Source organism: Allostella sp., from assembly GCF_041913585.1.
GTDB lineage: Bacteria > Pseudomonadota > Alphaproteobacteria > ATCC43930 > Allostellaceae > Allostella.
Window position 1 is genome coordinate 1 of sequence record NZ_JAYSFE010000139.1, and the last position, 11,410, is coordinate 11,410.

General features: G+C 73.0%; 11 protein-coding genes. 8 read left to right on the top strand and 3 right to left on the bottom strand.

The window, feature by feature from the left end; translation table 11 throughout:
- Together ACE3Q3_RS20200 and ACE3Q3_RS20205 are read left to right on the top strand one after the other, a co-directional pair.
- On the top strand, window positions 1-591 hold a 591-nt coding region (locus tag ACE3Q3_RS20200; protein ID WP_374449043.1), incomplete at its 5' end, for a hypothetical protein.
- A 208-nt stretch (window positions 592-799) separates the two neighbouring features.
- The gene (locus ACE3Q3_RS20205; protein ID WP_374449044.1) at window positions 800-1,333 is read left to right on the top strand and encodes a cytochrome b; all 534 of its coding nucleotides are present in this window, start codon (window positions 800-802) and stop codon (window positions 1,331-1,333) included.
- Window positions 1,334-1,393: 60 nt separating this feature from the next.
- Here ACE3Q3_RS20205 and ACE3Q3_RS20210 read toward each other — a convergent pair whose 3' ends face one another.
- Window positions 1,394-2,533, bottom strand: coding sequence for an anti-sigma factor antagonist (locus ACE3Q3_RS20210; RefSeq protein WP_374449045.1), 1,140 nt, complete (start codon window positions 2,531-2,533; stop codon window positions 1,394-1,396).
- 98 nt (window positions 2,534-2,631) lie between these two features.
- Between ACE3Q3_RS20210 and ACE3Q3_RS20215 the strand changes: the two genes are divergently transcribed.
- The 4 genes from ACE3Q3_RS20215 to ACE3Q3_RS20230 all read left to right on the top strand — a co-directional run bounded on the left by ACE3Q3_RS20215 (window position 2,632) and on the right by ACE3Q3_RS20230 (window position 7,327).
- Window positions 2,632-4,062, top strand: a complete 1,431-nt coding sequence (locus ACE3Q3_RS20215; RefSeq protein WP_374449046.1) for a cyclic 2,3-diphosphoglycerate synthase — start codon at window positions 2,632-2,634, stop codon at window positions 4,060-4,062.
- Window positions 4,062-4,985 (top strand): carbamate kinase, encoded by a 924-nt coding sequence (locus ACE3Q3_RS20220; RefSeq protein ID WP_374449047.1) that lies wholly within the window; start codon window positions 4,062-4,064, stop codon window positions 4,983-4,985. Before ACE3Q3_RS20215 ends, ACE3Q3_RS20220 begins: the two co-directional genes overlap by 1 nt.
- A gap of 88 nt (window positions 4,986-5,073) precedes the next feature.
- A complete protein-coding gene (locus tag ACE3Q3_RS20225) occupies window positions 5,074-5,457 on the top strand; it encodes a group II truncated hemoglobin (RefSeq protein ID WP_374449048.1) in 384 nt (127 codons plus the stop codon).
- A gap of 49 nt (window positions 5,458-5,506) precedes the next feature.
- On the top strand, window positions 5,507-7,327 hold the full coding sequence (locus tag ACE3Q3_RS20230) for an acetate--CoA ligase family protein (protein WP_374449049.1): 1,821 nt from the start codon (window positions 5,507-5,509) through the stop codon (window positions 7,325-7,327).
- On the opposite strand, the gene ACE3Q3_RS20235 is transcribed toward ACE3Q3_RS20230, so the two are convergent.
- Window positions 7,324-8,547 carry an MFS transporter gene (locus ACE3Q3_RS20235; protein ID WP_374449050.1) on the bottom strand — a complete coding sequence of 408 codons (1,224 nt, stop codon included), beginning with the start codon at window positions 8,545-8,547 and terminating at the stop codon, window positions 7,324-7,326. The two genes, ACE3Q3_RS20230 and ACE3Q3_RS20235, sit on opposite strands and share 4 nt — an antisense overlap.
- 75 nt (window positions 8,548-8,622) lie before the next feature.
- Between ACE3Q3_RS20235 and ACE3Q3_RS20240 the strand changes: the two genes are divergently transcribed.
- Both ACE3Q3_RS20240 and ACE3Q3_RS20245 read left to right on the top strand, forming a co-directional pair.
- Window positions 8,623-9,081: a hypothetical protein gene (locus ACE3Q3_RS20240; protein ID WP_374449051.1), complete on the top strand. Its 459-nt coding sequence runs from the start codon at window positions 8,623-8,625 to the stop codon at window positions 9,079-9,081.
- Window positions 9,082-9,192: 111 nt separating this feature from the next.
- Window positions 9,193-10,404, top strand: a complete 1,212-nt coding sequence (locus ACE3Q3_RS20245) for a beta-propeller fold lactonase family protein (protein ID WP_374449052.1) — start codon at window positions 9,193-9,195, stop codon at window positions 10,402-10,404.
- Here the strand turns inward: ACE3Q3_RS20245 and ACE3Q3_RS20250 are convergent.
- Window positions 10,401-11,410, bottom strand: a 1,010-nt coding sequence (locus ACE3Q3_RS20250) for an aldo/keto reductase (protein ID WP_374449053.1), incomplete at its 5' end; no start/stop codon positions are given. The genes ACE3Q3_RS20245 and ACE3Q3_RS20250 overlap by 4 nt on opposite strands.

Consider the following 11,410-nt stretch of genomic DNA (forward strand, 5'->3'; position numbering starts at 1 on the left):
GAATGCCACCATCGCTTCCCGGAAAGGTGTCTGACGATGGCCGCCTATCATGTCGTGATGATCCATTTCCCGATCGCCCTCTGGATCGTGTCCTCCCTGGCGATCGTCATCCGCGCCTTCAGTTCCAGCCCGCTGGGGCTGGCCATGGACCGGGCGCTTCCGGTGTTTCTGATCCTCGGCGTGATCTCCGGGGCGGCCGCCTATGGGCTGGGCCTGTCGATCTGGCCGTGGGAAACGCTGTCGTCGACGCCGATGGGCCGCAATCACATGCTGGTGGCCAGCTGGTCGCTGGCCTACTACGCGCTTCTGGCCGTGATCCGCCATCTCCATGGCGACGCGATCTGGAGCGGCCTGTCGCGCTGGGTGATGGTCGTGCTCGCCGGAATCGGCGCGGTGCTGGTGGGCATCACCGGAACGCTGGGCGGACATCTGGTCGGCAACTACACCGAGGTCGGCGAGGTGCTGCGCCTGCTCGGCTGGGAGATCTACTCGACCTACTACCTGCCGAACCCGACCCTGATCGTCATCGCGGTGGTCGCTGTGCTTCTCGTCGCCGTCGGGTTCGTGGGGCGGGGCAGGGCGCGGGCCTGACCCGGTCGGTTCGCGGAGGGGCGCGAAACCGGGCGCGGGGGATGCGTCGACCCCGCGCGCGATCGAACCTGAACCGGAGCTGAACCGGCCGTTTGGGCAGCGTACATGCCGGTGCGGGTAAGAGCGGGGATGTGGACATGCAGCGGCGGCGAGCTCGGGTCGCCGTCGCTGCATGGCCACCCACCCGCCGATTGCGAAAGTCGATTCCATGCCCGCCAGATCGCATCCCGACCATTTCCCGGCCGCCACCCGTCTCCTGCACTGGGCGGCGGCGGCCCTCCTGATCGCCGCGTTCGTCCTCGGTCTCACGCTCGAGGAATGGCCGCGCGGCCCGCAGCGCGACACCGCGGCGATGCTGCACTACAGCGTCGGCACCCTGGTCCTCGCCGTGGCGATGATCCGTCTGCTGCGCCGGCTGCTGCTGCCGCAGCCCCCCGTGCAGGGAAGCCGGCCGGTCCGCCTCGCCGCCGGGGCCATGCACTGGATCCTCTACGCCGCCATGATCGCGCTGCCGGTGACGGGCGCGTTCGACCGCTGGGCGCGTGGCCGGCGCCTCGCGCTCTTCGGCGACAACGTCATCGCCGCGCCGTTCCCGATCGGCGGCGGCAAGCTCTGGAAGGAGGCGCACGAGCTGATCGCCTATACGCTGGTCGCGCTGGTCGTCGCGCACGTCGCGGCCGCGATATGGCACCATCTCGTGATGAAGGACGACACGCTGCGCCGGATGCTGCCGGCCCGGTGAGGCGGGCGGCCCGCGCCCGTCGGTGCGGAGGCGGGGCCGACGCCCGCCTCCGCCGCCGGCTCAGGCCGTCATGCGCGGCAGCAGCACGTCCTTGACCGCGGCCGCGAGTTGCTCGCGCAGCTTGGGCAGGAAGGTGATGGTGTAGATGAGGCGCAGCGAAGCCAGGAAATCCCGGTTGCGCTCGGCGAAGGCCATTTCCTCGGCGGACCGGTCGGCGAAATAGTGCCGGAGGCAGGCGTCGAGCAGGCGCACGCCCTCGGCGTTGGGGATCTTCGTCGCCATCTCCGATATCCCGAGCTCCGGCAGGCCGTAGATCGTGTAGAGCAGCCCGATGTCGAAGAGGTAGTGGCCGCGCGAGACGTCGCCCATGTCGATGATGACCGGCTCGCCGTCGCGGATCATGATGTTGCTGGTGTGCAGGTCGAAATGCACGCAGGTGTCGGCGTCGGGGATGGTCTCGAGCCGGGCCCGGAGGAACGCGATCTCCGCGGGCGACAGGAAGAAGTCCATCTGGCCGATATAGCCGCGGAAATTCTCCTTGATGTCGGGGAAGACGCCCGGCGGGGCGGCGGTCCGGTGGACGAGCCGCGTGACCTCGGCCAGGGTCTCCGCATGGCGCTCGATGTTCGCCAGGTCCTCGCGGATGACGGCGCTGAAGAGCCGGGCGTCCAGCATCTCGTAGACGACGCCGGTGCGGCTGCCGCAGCCGACGACATCGTAGGAGATGGCGGTCGGGATGCCGGCGACGAAGGCCGCCTTGGCGAACGCCTTCTCCTTCTCGGCGATCTCGGGCTGGACGCCGTCGTTGTAGAGCTTGACGATCGTCTCGCGGTCCAGCCGGTAGCATTCCCCGCAGACGCCGGCCGACAGGAACTCCAGCCCGTCGAGCGAGATCTGGCGGATCTTCGGCCGGAGAGGGATGAGGCTGGAGAAGCCCGTCACGTCCAGCACCTCCCGGACTTCGCGCGGCACGTTGGCGAGCAGCATCGTCCCGCCCGTCGCGGCCTGCTGCTTCTGGGCACGCAGCAGCTCGCGCAGACCGGCGCTGGAGACGTAGGCGCAGTCGTCGAAGTCGAGGACGAGGTGGCGGGCGCCGATCGGGTCGAGCGCCCGGGCCAGTGCCGGCGCGGTGCCGATGTCGAGCCGGCCGCGGAGTTTCAGGGTCAGCGTGTCGTCGGTGCGTGCGGCGTCGATCTGCATGGTCGGGCGGTCCCCCATCCGCGGTGGCGGGAGCATATCCGCGCGGGCGGCCGCACGACAGCGGCCAAACGCCGGCGCGTCCGCAGGGCATCCGCGGATTGACCTGGATCAGCGCCGACGGCACCCGGCCGACCGAGGATGCCAGGGCCCTGCCGACGGGAGGGCGGGCGCAGGAGGAGGCGGCGATGGCACAGGCGCAGACGGTGGCGACCGTCATCCTCGGCGCGGCGGGGCGCGACTTCCACAATTTCAACATGCTCTACCGCGACGATCCGGGCACCGAGGTGGTGGCCTTCACGGCGACCCAGATTCCGGGGATCGCCGACCGGCGCTACCCCGCGAGCCTTGCCGGGCCACGCTATCCCGACGGCATCGCGATCCGGAGCGAGGCGGAGCTCGAGGCGATCTGCCGGGAGCGCTCGGTGCGCCGCGTCATGTTCGCCTACAGCGACGTGCCGCACGCCCACGTCATGCACCTCGCCTCGCGCGCGCTGGCGGCGGGCGCGGACTTCGTTCTCGCCGGTCCGGCCGCGACGATGCTGGCGGCGCGGCGCCCGGTCGTCGCCGTCTCGGCGATCCGGACGGGCTGCGGCAAGTCCCAGGTCTCGCGCTTCGTCGCCGGTCGGCTCCGCGCGGCCGACTTCCGGGTGGCGGTGCTGCGCCATCCGATGCCCTATGGCGACCTCGCCCGGCAGGCGGTCCAGAGATTCGCGACGCCGGCCGACCTCGACCGCGCGGACTGCACCGTCGAGGAACGCGAGGAGTACGAGCCGCACCTCGCCGCCGGCTCGGTCGTCTATGCCGGCGTCGACTACGCCCGCATCCTGGAGGCGGCCGAGCGCGAGGCCGACGTGCTGGTCTGGGACGGCGGCAACAACGACTTCCCGTTCCTGCGGCCCGACCTCCACATCGTCCTCGCCGATGCGCTCCGCCCGGGCCAGGCGACGACCCACCACCCCGGCGAGACCGTGCTGCGGATGGCGGATGCGATCGTCGTCGCCAAGGTGGATTCCGCGGCGCCGGCCGACGTCGAGCGCGTGCGGGCCGAGGTCGCCGCGGTCAACCCGCGGGCAGCGGTGCTGCGCGGCGCCTCGCCGGTGCGGCTCGACGACGCGGCCGCCGTCCACGGTCGCCGCGTGCTGGTGGTCGAGGACGGCCCGACCCTGACCCATGGCGGCATGCCGTCCGGCGCCGGACTGGTCGCGGTCCAGTCACTGGGCGACGCGACCGTCGTCGATCCGCGGCGCTCGGCGACGCCCGAGATCGCCGCCGTCTACGCCGCCCATCCGCACATCGGCCCGGTGCTGCCGGCGGTCGGCTACGGCCCGGCCCAGCTCGCCGCGCTCGCCGCCACCATCGCCCGGGCCCGCCCGGACGTCGTCGTCGCCGCGACGCCGGTCGACCTCGGCCGGCTCATCCAGTGCGAGGCGCCGATCGTGCGCGCCCGCTACGACTATGCCGATGCCGACGAGCCGGGGCTGGCGGGCCTCGTCGACCGGTTCGCGGCCGGACTGCGGCCGGCGGCCTGATGCGGATCGTCGTCGCGCTCGGCGGCAACGCCCTGCTGCGCCGCGGCGAGACGCCGGACGCGGCGAGCCAGCGCCGCAACCTCCAGTTGGCCGCCGCCGCGCTGGCGGAGGTGGCGCGGGCGCACCGGATCGTCGTCACCCACGGCAACGGCCCGCAGGTCGGCCTGCTGGCGCTCCAGGCGGAGGCGGCCGGCGGTGCCGGCGCATGGCCGGTCGACGTGCTCGGCGCCGAGAGCGAGGGCATGCTCGGCTACATGATCGAGCAGGAACTCGGGAACGTCCTCGATGCCGAGGTGGCGGCGCTGCTGACCCGGGTCGAGGTCGACCCGGCGGACCCCGCCTTCCGCGACCCGGACAAGCCGGTGGGCCCGACCTACGACCGCGCGACGGCCGAGCGGCTGGCGGCCGCGCGCGGCTGGCGGATCGGCCCCGACGGCGACCGCTGGCGGCGCCTGATGCCGTCGCCGACGCCGCGGCGCATCGTCGAACTGGCGACGATCCGGCTCCTGGTGCAGGCCGGGATCGTCGTGGTCTGCGGCGGTGGCGGCGGCATCCCGATCGCGATCGCGCCGGACGGGGCCGCCTACGGCGTCGAAGCGGTCATCGACAAGGATCGCTCGGCGGCCCTGCTGGCCGAGGGGCTGGGTGCGGACTTCCTGCTGCTGCTGACCGACGTGCCGGCGGTCTTCACCGACTGGAACACGCCCCGGGCGTGCCCGATCCGGATGGCGTCCCCGGACCAGCTGGAGGCGATGACCTTCGCGGCCGGTTCGATGGCGCCCAAGGTCGAGGCCGCGTGCCGGTTCGTCCGGCGAACCGGCGGCACCGCCGCGATCGGGGCGCTCGCCGACGCCGCCCGCATCGTCGCGGGGGATGCCGGCACCCGGGTCCGGACCGGCGCCGTCGGCGCCGACGCCGCCTGACGTCCGGGGACAATTTGCCTCGCCGCCGGCAACGCGCGTTCGCTGTAAGGCTGCGCCATCCTTCCGTGTCGACGGGCGCCCGATCCGCATGACCACTCCCTACGAACGCCTCGGCGGCGAGGCTGCCGTCCGCCGCTTCACCCGCCGCTTCTACGACCTCATGGACAGCGAGCCGGAGGCCGCGGCCTGCCGGGCGATCCACCCGGCCGATCTCGCCGGATCGGAACAGAAGCTCTTCGAGTACCTGACCGGCTGGCTCGGCGGGCCGCCGATCTTCGTCGAGCGCCGCGGCCCGCCGATGCTGCGGGCGCGCCACCTCCACGCCCCGATCGCAGGCCCGGAGATCGCCGGCTGGCTGCATTGTTTCCGCCGCGCCTGGGACGAGACTTTCGACGATCCGGAGCTGACGGCCCTGATCCTCCCCCAGGTCGAGAAGCTGGCACTGCACATGCGGAACCGGCCGGACAGCTGAGGCCCGGACGTGCTATCGGGCTCGGCGTGATCCGTGCCCAGGGAGTGCGATGTCCGGACCGACGATCACCGTGCGGCAGCTTGCCGGCCCCAGCCTCGAATCCGACCGCTCGGTGACGCTGCTCGAATTGGCCGGCATCGGCCCGGACGGCCGCGCCATGGACGACCAGTGGCTGCGGCGCTGGCGGACGGCGGCGCGCTCGGTCGGCATCGCCCTGCCGCCGGCCGAGCCGCAGGACCCCGGCCACGCCGCCGCGCTTGCGGCGGAGGCGATCGCCTCGGGCGTGCTCGATCGTCCGGCGGCTCCGGTGCGTCCGGGGCGTCACCCGTCCACCTACGTCCTGACGGCGCTGCCGGCGCCGATCGCCACCCGCATCGTCCACATCGCGGTCGGCATCGTCGACCTGACGCGCGCCGGCACGCCCGCCCCGCCGGTGCTGGCCCGCGTGCAGTCGGCGCTCCGCGCCCTGGCGGCCGTCGTGCCGGCGATGCCTGGCCAGGTGCGGGACCCGACCTCGCTCGTGCTCGCCGAAGCGGCCGAGCGGCTCGGCGTGCCCTGGCGCTGGTCGGCCGCCTACCCGGGGCGCCTCGCGGTCGGCGAAGGCCGCCGGCAGACGCTGTTCGACGGCTCGGGGTCGCTCTCCGCGCCGGTGCTCGGCAGCGTGATCGCCGGCAACAAGCTGGCGAGCAAGCGCTACATGGAGGCCTTCCAGTTGCCGACCGTGCCGGACCGCATCGTGGCCCGTCCGGACGCTGCCGCGGCGGCGGCGGCCGAACTCGGCTTTCCCGTCGCGGTGAAGCCGGTCGACGGCTCCCGCGGCAAGGGCGTCTCGCTCGACGTGCGCACGCCGGAGGCGGTCCGGATCGCCGCGGAAAAGGCCCTGGCCGCCGGCGGCGGCATCATGATTGAGCCCTACGTCCCGCTGCCCGACTTCCGGGCGATCGTGGTCGGCGGCGAGGTCGCGATGGTGTTTCAACGCCATGCGGCCTACGTCACCGGCGACGGCCGCGCCACCGTCGAGGCCCTGCTCGCCGAACTCAATCGCGCCGTCGCCGAGCAGCGCCAGCCCTTTCCGAGCCGCTACCCGGTGCCGGCGGACGACGACCTGCACAGGACGCTGGCCAATGCCGGCCTCGCCCTCGACGCGGTGCCGGACGCGGGCCGCCGGGTGGTGCTGCGCACCTGCCCGATGCGGCACTATGGCGGCTATACCCTCGACGTGACGCCGCAGGTCCATCCGTCGATCGCCGCCATCCTCGGCCGGCTGGCGGCGGTGACGCGGCTGCCGGTGATTGGCGTCGACCTGCGCTGCGAGGCGATCGACCGGCCCTGGGACGGGCAGCGCTTCGTGATCATCGAGTTCAACGACCGCACCGACCTCAGCAGCTATCCCGGCCATCCGATGCAGGACATGGTGATCCGGACCGCGGCACCCGACGCGGACTCGGTGCGCCTGCCGACCCTCCTGATGGTCGACCCGGAGCCGGGGCAGGGGCCGGCGCTGCTCCAGGAGGCCCTGGCGGCACGCCGGATGCCGGTAGCGGTCGCCGGGCCGCGGACGCTGTACCTGGGCGGCCTCGCGATTCCGGTCGCTGCCGGCGCCGCGCACCTGCGGATGGTCGAGGACCCGACGCTGGCGGTCGCGGTCCACTGGACGACTCCGGCCGTACTCGCCGCAGGCGGGCTGGGCACGCCGGTCATCGACCGCGCCTGGTTCGCGGCGGGCGCCGACGATCCCGACCGGCCGGCGCTGGAGGCCCTGGTGCGCCGCCACGCCCGCATCTTCCAGCCGCTGCCGGCGGCCGAGGCGCGGATGGCGGTGCTGCTGGCCGCGGCCGCGGACCTGTCGGCGGGCGCCGGCGGCCCTTAGGCCGGCGCCGGCGCGGGCGGCCGCCGGCGCGGCAGCGCGAAGAGCATCTGCAGGATGCCCGCGCTCAGGCCCATCGCGACCGCCAGCCGCCAGGCGAGTTCGTAGGAGCCCAGCGCATCGAAGAGGACACCGCCGCCGAAGGCGCCGAGGAAGCTGCCGACCTGGTGGCTCATGAAGGCGAGGCCCTGGATCATCGCCTGCCAGCGCAGGCCGAACATCTCGACGACGGCGCCCGCGATGAGCGGCGCCACGCCGAGCCACAGGAAGCCCATGACGGCGGCGAAGACGAGGGTCGCCGCCGGGGTCGGCGGCACGGCGAAATAGGCGGCGAGCGCGACCGAGCGCAGGACGTAGATGAGACCGAGGAGTCCCTCCTTCGACCAGCGGCCGCCGGCCCAGCCGAAGAACAGGCTGCCCATCATGTTGAAGCAGCCGATCACGCCCAGCGCCTGGGCGCTCAGCATCGGGTCCAATCCGCAGAGGGCGAGATAGGACGGCAGATGGGTGGTCAGGAACACCAGTTGCAGCCCGCAGACGAAATAGGCGCCGGCCATGACCAGGAAGGCCGGACGGGAGAGGGCCGTCCTGAGGGCGACGGCGAAGCTCGTGTCGCCGAACTGCGGACCCGCCGTGCGCGGCTCCGGCAGCCGGTCGACCCGGCCCGCATACCATGCCGCCGGCAGCAGCCCGGCGCACAGCAGCACGAAGGCGGCGATGCCGCTGCGCCATCCGAACTCGATCGACATCGCCTGCCCGATCGGCGCCGCCAGGAAGGAGCCGAGGGAACCGGCGGCGCTGACGATGCCGAGGATGGCACTCCGGCGCTCGGCCGGCACCGCGCGGGAGGCGACGGACAGCGCCATGGCGGCGGCGATGCAGGCGAGCGCCGCGCCGATCATGATGCCGGCCCCCAGCATCACCGCGAGCAGGCCCTGCGCCGCCGCCAGCACCGCCAGCCCGCCGGCGAACAGCGCCGCGCCGACCAGCAGGATCGGCCGGAATCCCGTGCGCACCGCGAGCGCGCCGGTCACCGGCTGGAGGAAACCCCAGGCGAGGTTCTGGACGGCGATCGCCAGAGTGAAGTCGGAGACGCTGATCGCGATCTCCTGCGTCATCGGCGTCATGAACAGGCCGAGGCTCTGCCGCACGCCCATGCTCAGGGTCATGAGGACCGACGCGCCGATCAGGATCGGCAGCACGGGGCGCAGGCTGGACGGCATGGACGGTCACCGGTGCGAGGGATTCACCGCAGAAGACGGGAACGACGGCGGGTCGGTCAAGGTACAATGGCGGCGATGAACAGGCGATCGCTCTTCCGGCCGGCCCTGGCGGCACTGCTCGCGGCGCTGGCCGCTGCGGCATGTGGCGAGGTCAAGGACGGGCTTCACGATGTCGGGAAGATCCGGGCGACCTTCTATCGGCACGAACTGAAGGTCGCCGGCGCGCCGCTGGCGATGCCGGGCGACCGGCTGGTTCCCGACGGCGGCTGCGGCGGCGGGTCGGCCGAGGCCGGGCTCTTCGATCCCTGCCGGCCGGACGGCGAGGGGATCGAACTGGATGCCTGGGGCATGCCGAAGCCGGCGCCCGGCCCGTGGGCGGCCCGCTCCGCCGCTCCGCCGCCGCCGGTCGTCCAGGTCCCGGGGCGCAAGCCGACCCCGCCGCGGGCCGCGGCCATGTCGGCGCCTGCGAAGATGGTTGCGCTGCCGCCGCGCAAGGCCAAGCCGCCGCTGCGGCACGTGCCTCGAGCCCGCTAATACTGGCGCAGATGCACCCTGGCCGCGGTTTCGTGGGCGGCCTAACGTCATCGTGCTCACACGAGGGGGCGGCCCGGTACCGGGGACAGCGCCCCGGAGCGGGAGGATGCCATGAGGATGCAGGCCTATCGTGCCGCGGCGCTCGGATTGTGCGTCGCTGCCCTGCCGGCAGCGGCGCAGACCGTGATCTCGGCGAACGAGTCCAAGATGACGCTCGACAACGGGGTCCCGAAAGTGGTCCCCAATCCCTCGGGCGATACCGTCACCGTGATGCGCTTTGCCAAGGGCGGCGTCCAGGTCACCGGCCAGATCGCCGTGCCGACATCGCTGGTCGGGCCGCCGGTCAGCGTCGCGGTCAGCCGCAGCGAGAAACTCGCGCTGGTCACCGCGGCGATGCAGATCGACCCGGCGGACCCGGCCAAGCAGGTGCCCGGCCGGCGCGTCTCCGTGATCGACCTGACCCAGACGCCACCCAAGGTCGTCCAGACGGTCGAGGCGGGGGCGGGGGCCGCTGGCGTCTCCTTTACCCCGGACGACCGCATGGCGCTGGTCGCCGACCGCTCCGCCGGAACGGTCTCGGTGTTCAAGGTGGACGGCATGACCCTGACCAAGGTCGACACCGTCGCCATCGGCAAGCCCGAGATCGGCGTCAGCCACGTCGCGGTGACGCCGGATGGCCGCCGGGCACTCGTCACGCGCGACGGCGACAGCACCATTTCGGTGCTCAAGATCGACAACGGCAAGGTCGAGTACACCAAGCGCGACCTCGGTGCGGGTCTGCGGCCCTATGGCCTGTCGATCAGCCCGGCCGGCGACGTGGCGGTGGTGGCGAACCTCGGTCGCGGCGGCGGCGATGCCGACACGGTGAGCCTGATCGACCTTGCCCGCGAGCCCTACCGGGTCGTCGATACCGTGACGGTCGGACAGACACCCGAAGGCATCGCGATCTCGCCCAACGGGCGGCTCGTGGCCGCCGTCGTCATCGACGGGTCGAACAAGCCGAAGGGGTCGCCCTTCTATGCCCCGGCCGGCAAGGTCGTGCTGCTGCAGGTCAAGGACAAGCGGCTGGTGCGCATCTCCGAGGCACCGATCGGCACCTGGTCGCAAGGGGCGGCCTTCTCGGCGGACAGTCGCACCCTGCTCGTCGGCAACATCATGGAGCGCAACATCCAGGTCTTCCGCATCGAGCGGAACAAGCTCGTCGACACTCGGCAGCCGATCGCCCTGCCGGGCGGGTCGGCGGCGCTGCGGACGGCCGACTTCCCGCCGGAGGGGCGCCCGGTGGCAGCCGGACGCGGACGGGAAAGGCCGGGTCGCGGCTAGACCCCGCGCGCCAGTTCGCCGAGGCGTTCCAGCGCCTCGGCGGGCAGCGGGCCGCGGCGCACCGCGGCGAGCGCGGCGTGGAACTGCTCGCGGCTCGCCATGCCGACGAGGATGGTGCCGAGGCCGGAATGCCAGGCGGCGAACCGCGTCGCGGCCTCGGCGAGGCTGGCCGCATGGCCGTCGGCGACGATCGGCCCCAGCCGCCGCGCACGATCGAGGTCGAGGGCGTAGCTCGGGGAAGAGCCGATCGGCGCCGGGGCCGGGCTCGCGACCGGGTGCCGCTCGGCTTCCCCGGAGAGCGCCCCGCCGGCGAGCACGCGGATGCCGACGGTGCCGACGCCGGCGGCGGCGGCAACCCCGAGGAGACCGCCATAGTCCTGGTCCGAAGGACCGGCCGCCAGCGGCGGCGCTGCCGCCGACGAGGGGTTGAGCAGATTGAACACCACCTGCGCGGCGTCGATCTCGCCCGAAGTCACCACCCGTTTCAGCGCGTCGGTGTCGCCGACCGCGGTGATGCCGAGGAACCGGACCTTGCCGGCCGCGCGCAGGCGCGCGATCGCCGGGACCACCTCGGCGAGGACGGTCGCGGCGGTGAGCGTAGACCCGTTACCTTCGGCGGTGACGGGATTGTGGAGGTAGAGGATGTCGACCCGGTCCCTGCCGAGGCGAGCGAGGCTGCCGTCGAGCGAGCGGACGATCGCGCCCGCGATGTCGCCGCGCTCCGCCGCCGTCAGCCGGACCTTGGTGCCGACGATGGCGTCCGTGGCGCCGAGGCTGCGGAGAACGCGGCCGAGATTGCGCTCCGACTGGCCGTCGCCGTACTGCACCGCGGTGTCGAAATAGTTGATGCCGGCCGCCAGGGCGTCGGCGACGGTGCGTTCCTGCTCGGCGGCGTCGCCCCGGACCATCAGCCCGCCGACCGCGCCGCAACCGAAGCCCAGGACCGCCAGTTCCAACCCGGTGCGTCCGAAGATCCGCTTCTCCATGCCGGTCCCTCCCTCGCGCT